Here is a 17,840-nt window from a genome sequence, read left to right on the forward strand (position 1 = left end):
GGTAGTGTGGGGTTTCCCCATGTGAGAGTAGGTCATCGTCAAGATTCATTTCGCAAAACCCCTATCTGCGCGAGCAGGTAGGGGTTTTGTCTTTGCGCGTTTGGCAAGTCAACCTCCTCCGTTGTGGGAGCGGGCTTGTCGGAACGCCGCTCCCACGAATGTTCAGGCCAGGCTTCATCGCCGTGTCAGTGACAATCTCCAAGCAGCGCCACCAACTCATTGAAGGCAGGACGGGCCAATACGTCGGCCTGCTGGCAGCGCTCAGCGAGTTGTTTCAGTGTTGTGTCCTGCTCGTCACCGCACCCCAGCAATTCCTCGACAAGAATGCCAAATGCCCTCGCTTCCAGTCGTTCGAGTGCCGATGCCGCAAGGCTTTGGTCCTGAGGGTGGAACGAGGCGGCGCCGAAGTCGCCCAGCAGGCACTGGCCATCTTCGTCGAACAGGATGTTGTGGGCATACAGATCGCCATGGCTCAAGCCACGCCCATGCAGGTGGGCACAGACCGAGGCAATACCGCTGACAAGGCGACGCAGAGCCAGCTTGGTCAACTGGCGGTCGGCCGGATAACGGTCGCGGGTGCAGCTGTCGAGGCTAGGCGGGCCGCCCAGGTTCGACCAGTGCGCGTCGATCAGTTGCATCACCAAGGCGGGCAGTTGATCTGGATGATCGTCAATGCGCCCAGCCAGGCGCACCAGCTGCGGATGGTGGCCAGCGGCGATACAGGCGCTCATCTCCGCCAGTGGCGAACCGTCGCTGGTGATCGCGCCCTTGTACAGCTTGACCGCAACCGGTGCTTCCTGGCCGCGCCAGTGGGCGCGGTGAATCAACCCTGAGGCACCACGGCCGAGCTCTTCTTCTAGTTGGATATCCTGCCAGTGAAGGGTAGGGCAATGGTCGTCCGTGGCAGGTGCGACAAAGCCATGGGGTAATGGATTGTCCGCATAGGCCAGCCAGGCCAGGCGTGGCATGAGCAGCAACCAGTCGGGTAGGGCGCCCAGGCGGTTGCTGGCGATGCGCAGCAGTTCCAGGCGGTGGCAGCGCGCCAGGCTTGCGGGCAGGTCGGTGAGGCGATTGCCGGCAAGCATGAGCTTTTGCAGGTGTGCGCAGTCCCCCAGTGCCTCGGGCAATTGCTCCAACACGTTGTCGGTGAGCACCAGTGAGCGTAGCGAGTGTGGCAAGGCCTGGGCATCGACCCGGCTGATGCGGTTGCTTCTGAAGCCTACGGTTTCCAGGGCCTGGCAGCTGCCGATGGCGTGGGGCAGGTGGGTGAACTGATTGTTGGAGCAGAACAGCACCTTGAGCCGGTTGAGGCGGTGCAGGTCCTCGGGCAGTTCGCTCAGCCTGTTGCCGCTCAGGTCGAGCACTTCGAGGCTGTCGCCAAGTGCGAAGATCTCCTGGGGAAAATGGGTCAGGTTCTGGCAGAGATTCAGGCGCGTGATGCCGTGCAGGCGACCGGCACGCAGGTCTTCGAGGGTATGCATGGGACTGTTCGCTAGACGTGGCTGGCCATTGTAGGCGCTCGGGTGCGGCAAATCTGCATATGGGTTGCGACTTAAGTCCGATGGCGGGCCGCCGGCCTCGGTCCATACTCAGGGTTCGCCCTTCAATAACAACAAGTACCGGGTTGCGAACCAATGACCTATCAGCACAGTTACGCCCATTCCATCTCCGACCCCGCCAGCTTCTGGCAGGCCCAGGCCGAGCAGCTCGCCTGGCAGCGCAAGCCGACCGTAACCTTGCAGCAGAACGCCGATGGTACCCACCGTTGGTTCGCCGATGGCCGCCTCAACAGTTGCTACCTGGCCCTTGACCATCAGATCGAGCAGGGGCGCGGTGAACAACTGGCGCTGATCTACGACTCGCCAGTGACTGGCGTGCAACAGACGTTCACCTATCACCAGCTGCGTGATGAAGTGGCTTGCTTGGCGGGACTGTTGCGTTCGTTGGGTGTGCGCAAGGGCGATGGCGTGATCATCTACATGCCGATGGTGCCCCAGGCCGCCATGGCCATGCTCGCCTGCGCCCGCATTGGTGCGGTGCATTCCGTAGTATTCGGCGGCTTCGCCGCGAACGAGCTGGCCCTGCGCATCGACGATGCCCGGCCGGCCCTGCTGCTGACGGCTTCCTGCGGCCTGGAGTTCGACCGCGTGATCGAGTACAAGCCGCTGGTCGATCGCGCCCTGCAGCTGGCTCGCCACCAACCGCGGCATGTGCTGGTGTTGCAGCGCCCGCAGGCGAGCGCCGAACTGCAGCCCGGGCGTGACCTGGACTGGCAGCAGGCCTTGCTCGGGGCCGCGCCGGTCGCCCCCGTTGAGCTGGACGCCGGCGATCCGCTGTACATCATGTACACCTCCGGCACCACCGGTAAACCCAAGGGTATCGTCCGCGAAAATGGCGGCAACGCAGTGGCGTTGTGTTATGCCATGCGTCATGTCTACGGCATGCGGGCTGGGGACGTATGGTGGGGGATCTCGGACGTCGGCTGGGTGGTGGGCCATTCGCTGATCGTGTACGGGCCACTGATGAGCGGGTGCACCACGGTGTTCTACGAGGGCAAGCCGATCCGCACGCCGGACGCCTCGGCCTACTGGCGGGTGGTGGAACAATATCAGGTCAATGGCTTGTTCTGCGCGCCCACCGCCATGCGCGCCATCCGCAAGGAAGATCCGGAAGGCGCGCTGATCCGCCGTCACAATCTCGATTCGTTGCGCCAGCTGTTCCTGGCCGGGGAGAAACTCGACTCCAGTACCCATGAATGGCTCGAGCGGGTCAGCAGCAAGCCGGTGCACGACCATTGGTGGCAGACCGAGACCGGCTGGCCGGTGACTGCGCCCTGTGTCGGGCTCGAAGGCAGCGCGGCGCGGCCGGGCTCGAGCAACCGGGCGGTGCCGGGGTACCACGTGCAGGTGCTGGATGACGAAGGCAAGCCGTTGGGGCCCAATCAACAGGGCGCTATCGTGATCGCCCTGCCATTGCCACCGGGTTGCAGCCAGACGCTCTGGGGCGATCACCAACGCTACCTGCAGGCCTACCTGCAGAGCTACCCCGGTTACTACCACACCGGCGACGGCGGCTACCTGGATGAAGACGGCTTCGTCTACATCATGGGGCGCACCGATGACGTGATCAATGTCTCGGGGCATCGCTTGTCGACCGGGGAAATGGAGGACCTGGTGGCGCGTCATCCGGCGGTGGCCGAGTGCGCGGTGATTGGTGTGCACGACGAGATCAAAGGCCAGGTACCATTGGCGCTGGTGGTGCTCAAGGACGGGCAGGGCATTGGCGAGGCGCAACTGCAGGGCGAGTTGGTGGCGGATGTGCGCGAACAGATCGGCGCACTGGCCTGCTTCAACCGCGTGCGCCTGGTCAAGCGCCTGCCCAAGACCCGCTCCGGCAAGATCCTGCGGGCGGTGCTGCGCAAGATCGCCGATGGGCAGGCCTACACGGCGCCATCGACGCTGGATGATCCGGCGGTGCTAGGGGAGATCGAAGGCGTGTTGGCAGACTTGCCCAGGGCGGGGTGATGCCATCGCGGTGCAGCATCGCCTGTGGGGAGTCGGCTTGTCGTGGCGACGAACCGCGGCAAAAGGGCCGCCTGGCGGCCCCAACTGCTGGATGCCTTACGACTTGAAGCGCCCCACCAACCCGTTCAGCTCATCCGACAACTGCGCCAGCCTGCCAGAGTCGGCCTGCGCAGAGCTGGCCAGCCCCTCCACCAGTCGCGCCTCGTCGTAGATCTGCTGGATGTGTCGGTTGATCTCCTCGGCGACGCTGTGCTGCTCCTCGGCGGCCGCCGAGATCTGCAGGTTCTGGTCGCGGATCTCGTTCACCGACAGCTGGATACCCTCGAAACTGTCACGCGCGCTTTCGATTGACGTCACGCTGGCCCGCGACAGGTCCAGGCAGCTTTCCATCTTTTGCGAGACCTCATGGGTCTTGCCGCCGAGGGTATTGAGCAATTGGTCGATCTCGCCGGTGGAATCGGCGGTGCGCTTGGCCAGTGCCCGTACCTCGTCGGCCACCACCGCGAAACCACGCCCCTGATCGCCGGCCCGGGCGGCCTCGATCGCGGCGTTGAGCGCCAGCAGGTTGGTCTGCTCGGCGATGGCGCGGATGGTGCCGAGGATCTGGTTGATGCTGCGGCTGCCTTCTTCCAGCTCGACCATGGCCTGGGACGACTCGCTCAGGCGCCGGCCCAGGCGATTGACGTTGTCGGTGGTCGCCTCGATTTGCTGCTTGCCCTCGGCCACCCGCCGGTGCCCATGTTCGGCGGCATCTGCGGCGCTGCTGCACGAGCGCGCCACCTCGTTGGCGGTGGCGACCATCTCGTTGAACGCGGTGGACACCAGCTCCACTGCTTCTCGCTGGCGACCGGCGGCCTCGTTCATGTTGCCGGCCATCTCGCTGTTGCTGCGCGAGGCTTCGTGCAGATTGGTGGAGGCCGCGCCGATGCGCTGGATCAGCTGACGGATGGCGGCGAGGAACTTGTTGAACCAGCCGGCCAGCTCGGCGGTTTCATCCTTGCCCTGGACCTGCAGGTCGCGGCGCAGGTCGCCTTCACCTTCGGCGATCGACTGCAGGCCGGTGCTCACCTGGCCGATGGGCTTGACGATCACCCGCGAGAACGCTGCCGCCACCCCGGCGAAGATCAGCGCCAGCAGCACCACGATCACCGCCGTGACATAGGTCATGCGAGTGGCCGCGGCCATGACCTCGTTGTACTCGATCAGCCCGACGAAGCGCCAGCCCAGGCCTGGGGAGGTCCACACATTGGCCATGTAGCGCACGCCATCGATCACCACCTCGGTGGCGCCTTGTTCGGTGGCGGCCAACGCCGCGTACGGCGCGCCGAGGTCCTTGAGCTGCTTGAAGCTGTGCCCGGCGTTGCGCGGGTCGACCAGCACGGTGCCGTCCTCGATCAGCATCACGTAGCCGCTGTCGCCCAGCTTGATGCTCTTGACCAGTTCGGTGAGGTTCTTCAGCGACACGCTGACCACGAACACGCCCTTGGCCTTGCCGGCCACGTCGAGCAGCGCACGGGCGGTGCCGACCAGGGCCACGTCGTCCTTGTCGTAGTAGTACGCGGCGGTGCGCACCGTCTTGTCCGGGCTGGCCATGGCGGCCTTGTACCAGGGGCGGGTGCGCGGGTCGTACTTGGCCAGCTGTGGGTCATCCGGCCATTTGGCGTAGCTGCCGTCTTCCAGGCCGATTGAAAGGATCGCCGCTGCCGGGTGAGTGGTGCCGTAGCGGGCGAAGGCGTCGATGACCCGTTGCGCAGCCTCGGGCATCGGCTGGCTGGCGGCATCGGGGCCGGTGTAGTCCTTGAGCGAGGTGACCGAGGTGTATACAGGATCCTTGGCCATCTGATCGACGTTCTGCAGCGTGCCATCAAAGAACTGGCGCATGTTGCCGTCGATCTGGCGAATTTCCCGGGTGCTGCTGTCGAGGAACTGATCGACCGCCTCGCTGCGGATGTTCAGCACCGAGATGCCGCCAACCAGGGCGACCGGGATGAAGGCCACCAGTACGAAGGCCAGGATCAGTTTGTTTTTTATTTTCATCGTGACGCCCATCCGTGAGTGTGAAGGGTGTACATGGCCGCTTCGCTAGGATGGTGGCCACTTGCTACTTTTTCTGTTTCGGCGGGCGGAATATAAACCTTTAGTAGATATTTCGTGTACAGGAAATTCAGAAATTGTCCTGACTTGGCGGGCAAGTAGCAAAGATGCGTAGGAGCGGGTTTGCCCCACGAAGAGGTCTGAGCTGTTGATTCAGGACGATTACTAAGACTTTCCCTATTTCATGTAGGACGTTTCCCAAGCATGCTTTTGCGGCCTTTCAGCTGTTGTTCTGGCCAGCCGCATTCCCTAATCTCGCCCTGTCGTTGCCAATTCAACGACCGGGTGTGCAAGCCCGAGGATGTGGTCCAAGTCGCTCAATGGCGGCTATACGTGGGAGGCCTTCGGGCCAGCCGGGTTCCTACTCCACGGTCTTGCACACCCGCGTATAGCTGCCTCCCTCGCGCTGAGCGAAAGCGGATATCGAAAGCTCCCATGGCTACCTTCAGTGATCGAGCACCTTGTGATAGGTCACGAATTCCTGCTCGGCCTCATACCCCAGCGATTCATACAGCGCCTGGGCGGCAAGGTTGCTCCTGGCGGTGTCCAGGCTTAACCGCTGCGCGCCCTCGGCCTGGAAGATCCCGATCAGTTGCTGCATCAGGTAACGGGCATGACCGCCCCTGCGGGCGTGGGGGACGACGAACAGGTCATACAGCCAGTAGAAGCGCTTCATCGCCAGCGAGCAGGTGGCCGGGTACAGCTGGGCAAAGGCGATGGCCTGACCCTCGTCGTCCAGCAGCAGGTAGATCCGTGAGTTGCCGGTTTCGAGGTTGGCCTTGAGGAAAGCACGGGAAGCGGGGAGGTCATCCGCCTCCTGGTAGAACATCCGGTACTGGTTGAAGAGGTCCGCGGTGGCGTCCAGGTGGTGCAGGTCACAGGCAATGACGTTCATGTTGGGGCTCGCTATCAGGTTGTCCAGCGCCTTTGCTGTGGGGGCGATCCTGCAGGATTTCATGAAACACAGACGTAGGGATTCTGCTGCGTGCCGCAAAGTCGGAAAAGCAGGTCTTTGTCACGAGTGTTTGCCGACCAATGGGGCTGCGGCTTGCTGGCGTCTATTCAGGGCATTAGCATCTGCTTTCCTCACTCACGGCCATGCGCAACCTTTGGCCGACTCCAGGATCAAGGACGAATGTTGCCGCTGCTTTCCCGCTTCCTGCTGCACGCACTGGTGTGTGTGGCTTTTCCCTTTATCTTGAGCCTTGGCTTCGATCTCTACCGGCAGCATGTCGGCCAGCCGATGGCGCGAGGTGTCAGCGTCGGCTTGGCGACGATGCTGGTGTTTTACGCCTTCGTACTCTTCAACCTGTTGATGGTGGCCATTCCAAGGGCGGCAGTTCGCTACTGGCTGGCGCTGTTGCTGGTGCTGCTGGTGCTGGCGTTCTTCAATACCTTGCACCCGTTGCGGGCACTGGGATTTGCATTGTTGTGCGGTGGCTTGTGCGTGGTGGCCATCGGGATGACGCCACTGGTAACGTCGCTGTTGCACCAGTGCCGTCGGTGAGGGAGTTCAGCAGGCCAGCACCTGTCGTTCTTCGAGCCACTGTTCGAAGCAGGTGAAAGTGTCGACAGCGGCTTCTACCGTCCGGGCCTGGGCGGTGGGCTCAGGGGGGGCGGCAGCCAGCCGCTCGAGGAAGCTGCGCCAGCGTGCGCCGGTCAGCGGGCCGTAGACGTCGAGGAACGCACCGCCGTTGTCGGCGTCGATACCCAGGCGTTCGGCCATGGCCCGCTTGAGCACTTGGCCACCGAGCGTGGAGCCTTCCAGTACATACATCACCCCAAGCGCGCTGGCTTCGTCATCGATGCGAGGCAGGGCGTGGCACCGGGGCAGCGCTTCGATGTCGATGGCCAGGGCGTCCAAGTCGCGTGACAGAATTGGCGTCTTGTGGCGTTCGGCGCTCTGGTAGACGCCCAGCAGCAAATCAAGCGGCGCATGGAAGCCATGGTAGGCCCCGAGCAGGTCGGCGTAGGCCGCGCGGTCGAAGCCCTCGCTGAAGAAAGGCAGCCGCGCTTCCAGCCTCTGGTGGCAGGCGCGGGTACCTTCGCGCAGGGCAAGCAGCAACGGGCTGACGGTAGCGGACATGACGGCGGCTCTGGCGTTATGGCATTCGATACTGCCAGATCAGGCGACGCAATCACCAGTGCCGATTTTACGCACCTGGCCCTTGAACTGTGGAATCATTGCGCCGCCTCTGGAACGAGGCTTTCACCGCCAAGACAGGAATGCAGCACGATGCGCGCAACAACATGGAACTGGCTGGCCCTGGGGCTGGCGTTGCTACCGGGCCTGGCCGCCGCGGCGGAACCAGAGCCGGTACCGGTATACCGGGAGATCAAGGACTGGATTGTAGGCTGCGACAACACGCGTTTCTGCACTGCGGTCCTGGCCGATCACCCGGAGCGGATGCGAGTGGGCATGCTGGTGCAGCGTGAGGCTGGCGCCTGGGGCAACCTGCACCTTACCCTGGTGGGGAGCACCGACTGGTCGGGCGAGCCCATGCTCGACGGCCAGCTGCTGGTCGCCCCCTGGCGCATGACCCGCGGTGTCGAGACCACCCTGGAACTGGAGGGCGCCGATGCCTATGCCGTGTTGCGGCAATTGCGCAATGGCCAGCGCCTGGTGGACGACACCCGGCCAGGGGAGCGGGTGAGTTCGCTGCAGGGGCTGAGCGCCGCCTTGCTGCTGATGGATGCGGTGCAGGGCCGAATCGGCCACTACAGTGCGCTGATACGCCCCGGCGACAGCGTTGCCGATGCGCAGTTGCCAACTCCGGCCAAACCCCAGGTGCCGGCCTTTGTGGCAGCTACGGCCCTTGGCGCGCAGGAGCAAGCGGGCATCACCCAAGTGGTGATGGCCAAGGCCGCCGCCGAGGACCAGTTGAAGAACGAATACGATGTCGCTCCCAAGCTTGAGCTGCATGCCCTGGACGACCAGCATGCGCTGGCATTGCTCAGCTACAACTGCAACGACTTCCATTGCCTCTACGCGCTGTACAAGGTGTCGCGTGAAGCGCCTTACACCCTTGGGCCGCTGGAGTTCGAGGCGCCATCGAGCGCGGTGGTGATCAGCCGGATGCGCGACGCCATCGAGTTCTACCCTGGCAAAGGCGAGCTTCACAGCTATGCCAAGGACGACTATCCCGGCAGTTGCGGGGTCGAGGAAAGCTGGCGCTACGATGGCATGCGCATGCGCTTGCTCAGGCTGTCACGGATGGACCGCTGTGCCGAAGTGGGCACCGACAGTTGGCCGGTGCTCTGGCGCAGTGAAGGTTGAACGTGTGAAGCGGACTTCAGGGATAACGCCATGGCAATGGATGAAACACCCGCGCGTGGCATTGCTGCTGACGCTCATGACGCCATCGGTCGTGCAGGCCGAGAGCGCCCAGGCACCGCTCGAAGCGGTGCCGATGTACCGGCAGATCAAGGACTGGGCGGTTGGCTGCGACAACACCCGTGCCTGCACGGCGGTAATGGCCATCGACGACGACCTGATGGCTGGGCTGCAGACCATCATAAGGCGCGAGGCGGGGCCACAGGGTGCGCTCGAGCTGACCCTGCGCGTGGGCCCGGCGTTTGCGGAGCAGGTGCTGCTCGATGGGCAGGCACTGTCGGCCAACTGGCAGCGCATCCAGCTTGAATATGATTTCGACCTGCTGCTGGAAGACGATGAGGCGCTGGCGCTCATACGTCGGTTGCGCAACGGTACCCGCCTGAGTTCGTTGACCGAGGATGGCGAGCTGGTCGCGTCCTTGCAGGGGCTCAGTGGCGCGCTGTTGGCCATTGATGCCGTGCAGGGCCGGGTGGGGCATGCCGATGCCCTGGTAAAAGTGGGAGATGCGCCCGCTGCTGATGTGCCTGGCGCTCCCGATACCGTGGTGTTGCCACAGTTCATCGCCGCGCCGCGCATGAGCGACGAGCAGGCCCATGAAATCGGCCGGGTGGTAAAAGGCCAGGCGAATGTCGAAGGCGATGTGCCAGGCATGAGCAACAGCCATTACGAGGTGCACCCGCTGGACGCAGCCAATGTCCTGGTCATTCTCAACGTGGGGTGCAGTGGCGAGTTCTGCGCCAATTACCTGTATCGAGTGTCCCGCGCCGCGCCCTACCAGATCAGCGAAATGGCCTTCGAGGTGCCGACGCCGTTGCTGGCGCCGCGTCTGAGTGGCCATGTAGCGTTCGATGCGCAGAGCGGCCAATTGTTTGCCACTGACAAAAGCCAGGTAGAGCGTGGTTGCGGGCTGATCCAGCAGTGGCGTTACGACGGTGAGCGCATGCGCCCCGAGCGTGTGGCGCGGCTTGATCGCTGCGGGTATGTGAAACCGCAGTTCTGGCCGGTGCTATGGCGTGTGCAGGAATAGCTCAAAGCGCCTTCTATCGGTCAGGCACGAGGTTCAGAACGCCAGCTTGTAGCCGATCAGCAACAGCATGGTTGCCAGGCAAGGCCGCAGCACGCGGTCGGAGATGCGCCCGGTCAGGTGGCTGCCCAGGTAGATCCCCGGCAGTGAGCCCAGCAGCAGGTAGCCCAGCAGCGACCAGTCCATGTTGCCCATACCGGCATGACCCAGGCCGGCCACCAGGGTCAGCGGCACGGCGTGGGCGATCTCGGTGCCGACCAGGCGGCGGGTGACCAGGAACGGGTAGAGCAGGAACAGCGCCACGGTGCCCAGCGCGCCAGCGCCGATGGAGGTGAGGGTGACCATCACGCCCAGCACAACGCCGGTGATCACGGTGAGGATGTTCAGGGTACGGTCGCTGAGGTGGTAGTGGTCGCCGGCATGCTTGCTGGCGAAGGCCTGCAGGCGCGACTTGAACAGGATCGCCAGGGCGGTGAGGATCAGCACCACCGCCAGGCCCTGCTTGATGATGGCGTTGAGCGCCGAGGTGTCGGTGTGCAGGGTGCTGAGGAACCACAGGGTCAGCGCGGCGGCCGGGACGCTGCCCAGGCTCAACCAGCCGGTGATCTTCCAGTCGATGTTCTTGTTGCGGCCATGCACCCAGACGCCGCTGGCTTTGGTGATGGCGGCATAGAGCAGGTCGGTGCCCACGGCGGTGGCCGGGTTGATGCCGAACCACAGCAGGATCGGGGTCATCAGCGAACCGCCGCCGACGCCGGTCATGCCGACGATGAAGCCTACGATCAGGCCCGCAAGGGTGAAACCGAAAGAACCTACATCCATACGCTACTCGACGCCCAGCTTGCCCGTGATCGGATGAGTGCCAGCATATAGATTTTTTTATAGCCAAATAGACTTGTTCGTTATTAGGTTATAACCATGCTGTGGCGGTACGCTCCTGAAAATCCACGGTTAACCAGAGTGGGTTTACCGGGAGCTGGCCCGCTCGACTGTCCCGGGCACGATTCAGCCAACCATGAAAGGAGCGTTCCATGAGCAATGACATCCAGCGTTTTCCCAGCAGCCTGCCGTTTCCTTTTTCCCGTGCAGTGAAGGCCGGGGGCTTCCTGTTCCTGTCCGGCCAGGTGCCGATGAGCGCCAGTGGCGAAGTGGTACGCGGTGATATCCAGACACAGACCCGAGCGGCCTGCGAGCGTATCGCCGAGAGCCTGGCAGTGACTGGTGCGCGTTTCGACCAGGTAGTGAAATGCACGGTCTGGCTGTCGGACATGAGCCATTTCGCCGGCTTCAACGAGGTCTACAAAGAGTTCTTTGGCGCAGCGCTACCGGTGCGTTCGACGGTGGCATCGGCGCTGGCATTGGGGGTCGATGTGGAGATCGAGGTGCAGGCGTTCGTCGGCGAGTAGGGAGTAGCTGAAGAATGCCTGCGCATTCGCCGATGTGATCGAAGGCCGTGATCGCGGAGGGAGCCCGCTCCTGCAACACACACAGGAGCGGGCGGCAGGTCAGATGCGGAAGCTGCCCACCAGTTGCTTCAGGCGCCCGGCCTGCTGGCTCAGGGCGTCGCAGTGGCGCAGGGTGTCGTTGAGGTTCTCCACCCCTTGCTGGTTCAGTGCGTTGATCTGGGTGATGTCCAGGTTCAGGCTCTCGACCACGGCGGTCTGCTCTTCGGTGGCGGTGGCCACCGATTGGTTCATGCCGTCGATCTCGCCGATACGCTGGGTGACACTGGCCAGGCGCTCACCGGCCTCGTTGGCCACCTGAACGGTCTCTTCGCTGGAGACCTGGCTGGTGTTCATGGTGTGCACCGCCTCACGCGAGCCGACCTGCAGGCTGGTGATCATGCGGTGGATCTCTTCGGCCGATTCCTGGGTGCGGTGGGCCAGGTTGCGCACTTCGTCGGCAACCACGGCGAAACCACGCCCGGCTTCACCGGCACGGGCGGCCTCGATGGCGGCGTTGAGCGCCAGCAGGTTGGTCTGCTGGGAGATGCCCTTGATCACGTCGAGGATCTTGCCGATTTCGTCGGTGCTGGCGTTGAGGGTCTCAATCTGCTCGCAGGACTCGCTGATGCGCTCGGACAGGGCGGTCATGGCGCTGATCGCCTCTTCGACCACCTGGCGGCCACCGTTGGCCTGTTCGCTGGCGCCGCTGGCGTGCTGCGAGGCGTCGGCGGCGTTGCGGGCGATTTCCTGGGTGGCGGCGCCCAGTTCGTTGATCGCCGCGGCGACACTGTTGGTGCGCATGCTCTGCTCTTCGGAACCGGTGAGCGAGGCATTTGAGGCGACCACGACCTTTTCCGACAGGTCATGCACCAGGCGGGTGGCCGAGGACACTTCGCTGATCGAGGCGTGGATACGCTCGACGAAACGGTTGAACGAGGTGGCCAGCTCGCCGAACTCGTCCTTCTGCTCGACGGTCAGGCGGCGGGTCAGGTCGCCTTCGCCTTCGGCGATGTCCTGCATGGCGCGGCCCATGGTGGTCAGCGGGCGCATCAGTACCGGGATCAGCAGGCCGAGCAGGCCGGCGATGACGGCCACGGCGATGAGCATGGCGATGATGGCCGAGGTACGGAACTGGCTCAGCGGGGCGTAGGCTTTTTCTTTATCGATCGACAGGCCGATGTACCACTGCGCCGATGGCAGGCCGTCCACCGGAGCGAAAGAGATGATGCGGTCCTTGCCATCGAGGCTGACTTCCTGGATGCCGGATTCGACACGCAGCGGCGAGCCTGGGTAGATGTCCTTGAGGTTCTTCATCACCCGGTCCTTGTCCGGGCTGACGATCACCTGGCCATTGCGGTCGACCAGGAAGGCGTGGCCAAGGCCGCCGAAGTCCACGGCGTTGATGATGTCGACCAGGGTGTTCAGGCTCAGGTCGCCGCCGACCACGCCGATCAGCTCGCCGCTGGACTTGGCCTTGACCGGCATGGCGATGGTCACCACCAGGCCACCCACTGCGGCCATGTAGGGCGGGGTCAGCATCGTCTGGTTGGCGGCCACGGCCTGGGTGTACCAGGGGCGCTGACGCGGGTCGTAGCCGTCAGGCATCTTGGCATCGGGGCGCTGGGTGAACAGGCCGGTGTTCTGGCCAAAATAGGTGAACTGGAAGTTGCTGGTGTACGACGGCTGGTCGACCAGGCCCGGCACGTTGCTGCCGGCACCTTGCTGGGCGATGTCCTGGGCCAGGTTTTCCAGGACCAGGATGCGCCCGCTCATCCAGTTCTGCACGCTGCTGGCGGTCTGCGCGCCGGCCTGGCGCACCGAAGACTCGATGTTCTGGCGAATGGTGTTGCGTTGCAGGTAGTCGTTGTAGAGGGTGAACAGGGCGAAGGCCAGTACAACGACGGCGCAGGCACTGAGCAGGATCTTGTGGCGGAATTTCAGGTTCATGTTTCGAGACCTTGAGCCAGTGAAAGGAGGGCGCCGCGTGCTTGTGGCACGAGTGGCGGAGCCTGTTGCAACGCTATCGGCCGATTCTGAAAAATGTTGAAAGACTAAATGTCGCAGTAGTTGGCCGAATCGGCCTGCCAAGGTGACAAATCATTTCGAAGCCAACAGGCTCACCAACGTCCTGGCCGCCTGGCCGAGGGGTTGCTGTTTGAGCCAGAAGGCGTTCACCGGCAGTTGCAATTCGTTGCGGGTATTCTGAAATTGCAGGCGGACCAGGCGTCCGTCCGCAAGCAGCGGCGCCACCCGGGCCAGCGGCAGGTCGCCCCAGCCCAGGCCGGCCTCGACCATCTGCAGGGCCAGGTCCAGGCTGTCGGTGCGCCAGTGCGAGGTGCCGATCAGCGAGCGGGGATCGCTCAATGGCAGGTCGCGGCTGCATACCAGGATCTGGCGCAGGTTGACCAGGTCTTCAAGGTTGCGGATGCGTCCTTCGCACAGTGCGGGGTGGCGTGGCGACAGGGTGGCCACCAGCGATTCCAGGGCGATGTGCTGGAAGCTGCGTCGCGGGTCCACCTGCAGCCCGGCGAAGGCCAGGCACAGGCGCACCCGGCCACTGTCGAGCAGTTGCAGGGCCTCTTCCTGCGGGGCGGCGAGCAGTTCGATGTCCAGCAGCGGGTAGCGCTCGCCCAGGCGGGTGATGGCCCCGAGTAACGGGCGCTGGTCGATATCCGGCACCACGGCGATGGCCAGGCTGCTTTCCAGCCCACGCGACAGCTCCAGCGCATGCACTTCCAACAGCCCCAGTTGTTCGGCGATCAGCCGGGCATGGGGCTCCAGGGCCTGGGCCTGGGCGGTCGGGCGTGCCTCCCGCGACCCACGCTCGAAGAGCGGGTAGCCAAGCTCGGCCTCGAGGTTGCCGATGGCCATGCTCACCGCCGAGGGTACCCGCCCTAGCGCTCGCGCGGCAGCCGAGAACGAACCGCGGTCGAGTACGGCGAGGAACAGCAGGATGGTATCGCTGGAAAAGTTCATGGCAGTCTCCTTTCAGTAAATCTGAAAGCTGCTGACTTTTTCTGTCAAGCCTGTTGATGCATTCTGCGCGCCTTCGTCATATCCGCAACAAGGTAATCCCGTGCAAGGACTCAAACGCAAACTGGTCTACGTGACCTTCTATGAACTGATTGGCCTGTGCATGTCGACCCTGGGCCTGGCCTACCTGTCCGACACCCAGGCTTCGCACACCGGCCCCCTGGCAGTGATGATCACCACCATCGCCATGGCCTGGAACCTCATCTACAACAGCCTGTTCGAGTGGTGGGAGAGCTACCAGGCCACCCGCGGGCGCAGCCTCGGGCGGCGGGTGGCGCATGCCATCGGCTTCCAGCTGACCCTGGTGGTGTACCTGATCCCGCTGATCGCCTGGTGGCTTAACATGACCCTTCTGGAGGCGTTGATGGTGGATCTGGCATTCATCATCCTGGTGCCGTGCTACACCTTCGTCTACAACTGGGCGTTCGACCGCATCTTCGGGCTGCCGACTTCGGCGCTGGCGACTGCCTGAACGTGCCACCTGCGCGGGGTCATGGCGGCAGGCGAATCAGCAACGGTTCCTGTGACCGGCTCCCGAGCAAGCTGTCCTCCACCTGCCCCGACAGGTAATACACCCCGGCCATGGCGCCGCTCTGGCGATTCTCCATCAGCTCCTGCCATTCCTGGTTCAGCGCCACATTGAGGATCACCCGCAGTTGCTCGACCATCTGCGGCTGTTCACGGTCGTGGGTGATGATGCCGTAGCCGGTTGCCGCCACCGAGATCAACGCCCCTGCCGCCTTGCCCACGGCCGCCGCGATGGCACTGGCGGCACCGCGTGGCGCCAGTGTGGCGCCAAGTTTCTCGCTGGCCTGGGTGGCCACCGACGACAACCCTGCCTCGGTCTGCCCGGGGGCCTTGGCGGCCTGTTGGTGCAGGTGCTGGCGCAGGGACTGCCAGGCCAGCTGTTGGTCCAGCGACTTGGCCCGCAGCAGTTGGTAAAGCGAGGCATTGCGTGCATCCGGCGGGCCCAGGGCGATGATCGGGATGCGGTTGAGGCGCTGGCTGAACTGCTCGGGCGGGGCGTTGTAGCGCTGGATGATGGTCGGCAGTTGCTGGCCGAGCAGTTGCAGGTACAGTTCGCTGGCGCGGTCGCGAATGCCCTCGGGGTTGATCTGTTCGGCCACCGGGTCGATGACCCGTTCGCGGTACTGTTCCTGCAGATAAAGGCCCAGGCGCTTTTCAGCTGGCTCCTGGCCATTGCCACTGTTCATCTTGTACCAGGCGACCTTGAGCGTGAGCCACTGCTGGGTCCAGTAACCGGTGAACCAGGGGATGAAGTCGTTCTCGGTGCGTTGCTGCACTTGCTCTTTCCACACGCGCATGGAACGCCGGGCGTAGTCGTTGGCCGAGCCCGCAGCGGCGACCGAGGCCTCGATGATGTCCTGGTCGATGCGCTGCCAGACGGCCGGAGGCAGGTTCTGCGGCGGGGGCGGGGCGGGTGGGCGTTTGCCGGCGCAGCCGGCGAGGGCCAGCAAGAGGCAGAGCGGAACCATCGCGAGGATCGATTTCACGCGGATTGCCCCCTTGGCGAGAGGCTGGGTGATTAACCGAAGTATAGGTTTGTCTTGAGGGCCTCATCGCGGGGAGCGCGTCAGCCCACCCGTTTCAGGTGCAGCAACGGGAACGGATCGCCTTGTCCATCCACCTCGCTGCGTCCGACCTGGACGAAGCCCAGCTTGAGGTAGAACCCCACGGCCTGTGGGTTCTGTTCGTTGACATCGACTTCTCGTACGCCCAGCTCATCGACCACGTGGGCCAGCAAGGCTTTGCCGATGCCTTGGCCACGGCAGGCCGGGTCGACGAAGAGCATTTCCAGCTTGCCATCATGCACCCCGGCAAACCCCTGTATATGGCCGGCGCCGTCCGCCCAGGCACGCAGCTGGACAAAACCCAGGTACTGCTCGCGTACCAGCGGGCGCAGGCGCTCGATGTAGCCCGCGGGCAGGAAGTCGTGGGTCGCCCGCACCGAGGCTTCCCACAGATCGGCCAGCCGATCGTAGTGTTGCGCGCCGACTGGCGCGATAGTGAAGTTCATAGGCCCTCCCAGGCATTTTGGTAATCGGTTTTAGGGTACGGCATTGCGCTATGCTCGGCATTGCGTCCGCGAACAGGAGAGCTGCTGATGAAGGGTGCCAAGGCCGACGCCTTGCTGCTGGTGGATGTGCAGTGCGCTTTCATGGAGGGCGCCGATGCGGTGCCTGGCCACCTGGCCTTGCAGCAGAGCATCGCCCGTTTGCTTGGCCGCGCCCGCCAGGCCGGGGTGCCGGTGATCTTCCTGCAGAACGACGGTGCGCCGGGCAGCCCGGATGCCCCGCACAGTGCCGGCTGGGAGCTGTACTTTCCGCCTGCGCGGGGCGAGCACGTGCTGTTCAAGACCGAGGACGATGGCTTTCTCGAAACCGCTTTGCAAACCCTGCTCAACGCCCTCGGGGCCCGGCGCCTGGCCCTGTGTGGTGTGCTCTCGGAGATGTGCCTGGCTGCCACTGCCCGTGCCGCGCTGCAAAGGGGCTTCGAAGTGTTGCTGCCCCACGATGCCCACGCCACCTACGACGTGCCCTCCGGCCCTGGCGGCTCGCCGGGTGTGCCCGCCGCCCTGGCAGCCAGGGCGGCGGAGTGGTCGCTGGGGGACGAAGTGCAGATCCTGCCCGGCGTCGAGGCCGTGGCGTTCGCTTGATTCAGCCGGCCTGATCCAGATCGAGTTTGGCCTCGAGGCGGTCCAGATGTTCATGCATCAGGCCCAGCGCTGCCTGGCCGTCGCCGTTTTCCACCGCGTCGATGATCGCCGCATGTTCCTGCCAGGCGCAGTGCTCGCAGCAGGGCGCTTCGTAGCGGGCGATGATCAGCGAAGTCATGGGTACCAGGCCATTGAGAAAACGCGCCAGCGGCGCGTTGGCGGCCATCTGCGCCAGCTTCATGTGGAACTCGCCGCCCAGGCGAATGGCCGTGCAGCGTTCGCCGCGTTCATGGTGCTGGCGTTCGCGCTCGACCAGTTGGCGTAGTTGGCGGATCTGTGCCGGGCGCGCGCGCTGGGTGGCCAGGCCGATCAGCGTGGTCTCGGCCAGGCGCCGGGCGCTGAGCACCTGGCGCGCCTGCTCAGGGTCGGGAGCGGCCAGGTGCGCGGTGTGGCTGGGGCGCTGCACTACCACCTGCTGGTCGGACAGGCGCCCGAGCACCCGGCGGATCACTGTGCGGCTGACGCCGAAAGCATTGCCCAGCGCCTGCTCGGGCAGGGCGCTGCCGGGTGGCAGGCGTTGTTCGAGGATGGCATCGAACAGGCGGGGGTAGATTTGTTCCGCCGACAGGCGGGTCTCGCCGGCACCGAGCAGGGCAGGCAGGCGGGGGGCGGCTTGGGCACAGGCGGTCATTGTCGCTCTCCTTCTTTG

At 64.2% G+C, this 17,840-nt stretch carries 17 protein-coding genes and 2 pseudogenes; 7 read left to right on the plus strand and 12 right to left on the minus strand.

What is annotated here, in order from left to right:
• Positions 1-185: 185 nt before the first annotated feature.
• Positions 186-1,481 carry a leucine-rich repeat-containing protein kinase family protein gene (locus tag DFS21_RS20675; protein WP_110704576.1) on the minus strand — a complete coding sequence of 432 codons (1,296 nt, stop codon included), beginning with the start codon at positions 1,479-1,481 and terminating at the stop codon, positions 186-188.
• A 153-nt stretch (positions 1,482-1,634) separates the two neighbouring features.
• On the opposite strand from DFS21_RS20675, the gene DFS21_RS20680 reads away from it, so the two are divergent.
• Entirely contained in the window at positions 1,635-3,524 is a 1,890-nt protein-coding gene (locus tag DFS21_RS20680; protein WP_102685355.1) for a propionyl-CoA synthetase, read from the plus strand.
• Between the two features lie 96 nt (positions 3,525-3,620).
• Here DFS21_RS20680 and DFS21_RS27375 read toward each other — a convergent pair whose 3' ends face one another.
• The 3 genes and pseudogenes from DFS21_RS27375 to DFS21_RS20690 all read right to left on the minus strand — a co-directional run bounded on the left by DFS21_RS27375 (position 3,621) and on the right by DFS21_RS20690 (position 6,513).
• A complete protein-coding gene (locus DFS21_RS27375; protein ID WP_371918347.1) occupies positions 3,621-4,400 on the minus strand; it encodes a methyl-accepting chemotaxis protein in 780 nt (259 codons plus the stop codon).
• A 75-nt stretch (positions 4,401-4,475) separates the two neighbouring features.
• Positions 4,476-5,573 (minus strand): annotated as a pseudogene (locus DFS21_RS27380) (cache domain-containing protein); the annotation flags it as partial.
• 490 nt (positions 5,574-6,063) lie between these two features.
• Entirely contained in the window at positions 6,064-6,513 is a 450-nt protein-coding gene (locus tag DFS21_RS20690; RefSeq protein ID WP_110704582.1) for a GNAT family N-acetyltransferase, read from the minus strand.
• 240 nt (positions 6,514-6,753) lie between these two features.
• On the opposite strand from DFS21_RS20690, the gene DFS21_RS20695 reads away from it, so the two are divergent.
• Positions 6,754-7,125 (plus strand): hypothetical protein, encoded by a 372-nt coding sequence (locus DFS21_RS20695; protein ID WP_110704584.1) that lies wholly within the window; start codon positions 6,754-6,756, stop codon positions 7,123-7,125.
• A 6-nt stretch (positions 7,126-7,131) separates the two neighbouring features.
• Here DFS21_RS20695 and DFS21_RS20700 read toward each other — a convergent pair whose 3' ends face one another.
• A complete protein-coding gene (locus tag DFS21_RS20700; RefSeq protein ID WP_111533015.1) occupies positions 7,132-7,704 on the minus strand; it encodes a biliverdin-producing heme oxygenase in 573 nt (190 codons plus the stop codon).
• A gap of 150 nt (positions 7,705-7,854) precedes the next feature.
• Between DFS21_RS20700 and DFS21_RS20705 the strand changes: the two genes are divergently transcribed.
• Complete coding sequence (locus tag DFS21_RS20705) at positions 7,855-8,895, plus strand: DUF1176 domain-containing protein (protein WP_158539564.1); 1,041 nt, start codon at positions 7,855-7,857, stop codon at positions 8,893-8,895.
• A gap of 40 nt (positions 8,896-8,935) precedes the next feature.
• Positions 8,936-9,979, plus strand: a complete 1,044-nt coding sequence (locus tag DFS21_RS20710; RefSeq protein ID WP_158539565.1) for a DUF1176 domain-containing protein — start codon at positions 8,936-8,938, stop codon at positions 9,977-9,979.
• Between the two features lie 33 nt (positions 9,980-10,012).
• Here DFS21_RS20710 and DFS21_RS20715 read toward each other — a convergent pair whose 3' ends face one another.
• A complete protein-coding gene (locus tag DFS21_RS20715; RefSeq protein WP_110704593.1) occupies positions 10,013-10,798 on the minus strand; it encodes a sulfite exporter TauE/SafE family protein in 786 nt (261 codons plus the stop codon).
• A gap of 209 nt (positions 10,799-11,007) precedes the next feature.
• On the opposite strand from DFS21_RS20715, the gene DFS21_RS20720 reads away from it, so the two are divergent.
• A complete protein-coding gene (locus DFS21_RS20720) occupies positions 11,008-11,382 on the plus strand; it encodes a RidA family protein (RefSeq protein ID WP_110704595.1) in 375 nt (124 codons plus the stop codon).
• A 99-nt stretch (positions 11,383-11,481) separates the two neighbouring features.
• On the opposite strand, the gene DFS21_RS27385 is transcribed toward DFS21_RS20720, so the two are convergent.
• The 3 genes and pseudogenes from DFS21_RS27385 to DFS21_RS20730 all read right to left on the minus strand — a co-directional run bounded on the left by DFS21_RS27385 (position 11,482) and on the right by DFS21_RS20730 (position 14,397).
• Positions 11,482-12,222 carry a methyl-accepting chemotaxis protein gene (locus DFS21_RS27385; protein WP_371918154.1) on the minus strand — a complete coding sequence of 247 codons (741 nt, stop codon included), beginning with the start codon at positions 12,220-12,222 and terminating at the stop codon, positions 11,482-11,484.
• A gap of 114 nt (positions 12,223-12,336) precedes the next feature.
• Positions 12,337-13,368: pseudogene (locus DFS21_RS27390) on the minus strand (cache domain-containing protein); the annotation flags it as partial.
• A 150-nt stretch (positions 13,369-13,518) separates the two neighbouring features.
• Positions 13,519-14,397, minus strand: coding sequence for a LysR family transcriptional regulator (locus tag DFS21_RS20730; RefSeq protein ID WP_110704597.1), 879 nt, complete (start codon positions 14,395-14,397; stop codon positions 13,519-13,521).
• A gap of 100 nt (positions 14,398-14,497) precedes the next feature.
• Between DFS21_RS20730 and DFS21_RS20735 the strand changes: the two genes are divergently transcribed.
• Positions 14,498-14,926, plus strand: a complete 429-nt coding sequence (locus DFS21_RS20735; RefSeq protein ID WP_110704599.1) for a PACE efflux transporter — start codon at positions 14,498-14,500, stop codon at positions 14,924-14,926.
• A 19-nt stretch (positions 14,927-14,945) separates the two neighbouring features.
• Here DFS21_RS20735 and DFS21_RS20740 read toward each other — a convergent pair whose 3' ends face one another.
• Positions 14,946-15,950 carry a hypothetical protein gene (locus DFS21_RS20740; RefSeq protein WP_046854870.1) on the minus strand — a complete coding sequence of 335 codons (1,005 nt, stop codon included), beginning with the start codon at positions 15,948-15,950 and terminating at the stop codon, positions 14,946-14,948.
• Between the two features lie 98 nt (positions 15,951-16,048).
• The gene (locus DFS21_RS20745; protein WP_110700983.1) at positions 16,049-16,492 is read right to left on the minus strand and encodes a GNAT family N-acetyltransferase; all 444 of its coding nucleotides are present in this window, start codon (positions 16,490-16,492) and stop codon (positions 16,049-16,051) included.
• Between the two features lie 87 nt (positions 16,493-16,579).
• Here DFS21_RS20745 and DFS21_RS20750 point away from each other — a divergent pair, with 87 nt between their 5' ends.
• The gene (locus DFS21_RS20750; RefSeq protein ID WP_111533017.1) at positions 16,580-17,131 is read left to right on the plus strand and encodes an isochorismatase family protein; all 552 of its coding nucleotides are present in this window, start codon (positions 16,580-16,582) and stop codon (positions 17,129-17,131) included.
• 1 nt (position 17,132) lies between these two features.
• Here DFS21_RS20750 and DFS21_RS20755 read toward each other — a convergent pair whose 3' ends face one another.
• Positions 17,133-17,822 (minus strand): GntR family transcriptional regulator, encoded by a 690-nt coding sequence (locus DFS21_RS20755; protein WP_094011277.1) that lies wholly within the window; start codon positions 17,820-17,822, stop codon positions 17,133-17,135.
• Positions 17,823-17,840 lie beyond the last annotated feature (18 nt).

Origin of the sequence: Pseudomonas sp. 2848 (genome assembly GCF_003253945.1) — a bacterium.
Lineage (GTDB): Bacteria > Pseudomonadota > Gammaproteobacteria > Pseudomonadales > Pseudomonadaceae > Aquipseudomonas.

Excerpts from the sequence above, each read along its gene's own strand:
- DFS21_RS20675 (WP_110704576.1), bottom strand. The coding sequence starts at position 1,481 with ATGCATACCCTCGAAGACCTGCGTGCCGGTCGCCTGCACGGCATCACG.
- DFS21_RS20680 (WP_102685355.1), top strand. The coding sequence starts at position 1,635 with ATGACCTATCAGCACAGTTACGCCCATTCCATCTCCGACCCCGCCAGC.
- DFS21_RS27375 (WP_371918347.1), bottom strand. The coding sequence starts at position 4,400 with ATGGCCGGCAACATGAACGAGGCCGCCGGTCGCCAGCGAGAAGCAGTG.
- DFS21_RS20690 (WP_110704582.1), bottom strand. The coding sequence starts at position 6,513 with ATGAACGTCATTGCCTGTGACCTGCACCACCTGGACGCCACCGCGGAC.
- DFS21_RS20695 (WP_110704584.1), top strand. The coding sequence starts at position 6,754 with ATGTTGCCGCTGCTTTCCCGCTTCCTGCTGCACGCACTGGTGTGTGTG.
- DFS21_RS20700 (WP_111533015.1), bottom strand. The coding sequence starts at position 7,704 with ATGTCCGCTACCGTCAGCCCGTTGCTGCTTGCCCTGCGCGAAGGTACC.
- DFS21_RS20705 (WP_158539564.1), top strand. The coding sequence starts at position 7,855 with ATGCGCGCAACAACATGGAACTGGCTGGCCCTGGGGCTGGCGTTGCTA.
- DFS21_RS20710 (WP_158539565.1), top strand. The coding sequence starts at position 8,936 with ATGAAACACCCGCGCGTGGCATTGCTGCTGACGCTCATGACGCCATCG.
- DFS21_RS20715 (WP_110704593.1), bottom strand. The coding sequence starts at position 10,798 with ATGGATGTAGGTTCTTTCGGTTTCACCCTTGCGGGCCTGATCGTAGGC.
- DFS21_RS20720 (WP_110704595.1), top strand. The coding sequence starts at position 11,008 with ATGAGCAATGACATCCAGCGTTTTCCCAGCAGCCTGCCGTTTCCTTTT.
- DFS21_RS27385 (WP_371918154.1), bottom strand. The coding sequence starts at position 12,222 with ATGCGCACCAACAGTGTCGCCGCGGCGATCAACGAACTGGGCGCCGCC.
- DFS21_RS20730 (WP_110704597.1), bottom strand. The coding sequence starts at position 14,397 with ATGAACTTTTCCAGCGATACCATCCTGCTGTTCCTCGCCGTACTCGAC.
- DFS21_RS20740 (WP_046854870.1), bottom strand. The coding sequence starts at position 15,950 with ATGGTTCCGCTCTGCCTCTTGCTGGCCCTCGCCGGCTGCGCCGGCAAA.
- DFS21_RS20745 (WP_110700983.1), bottom strand. The coding sequence starts at position 16,492 with ATGAACTTCACTATCGCGCCAGTCGGCGCGCAACACTACGATCGGCTG.
- DFS21_RS20750 (WP_111533017.1), top strand. The coding sequence starts at position 16,580 with ATGAAGGGTGCCAAGGCCGACGCCTTGCTGCTGGTGGATGTGCAGTGC.
- DFS21_RS20755 (WP_094011277.1), bottom strand. The coding sequence starts at position 17,822 with ATGACCGCCTGTGCCCAAGCCGCCCCCCGCCTGCCTGCCCTGCTCGGT.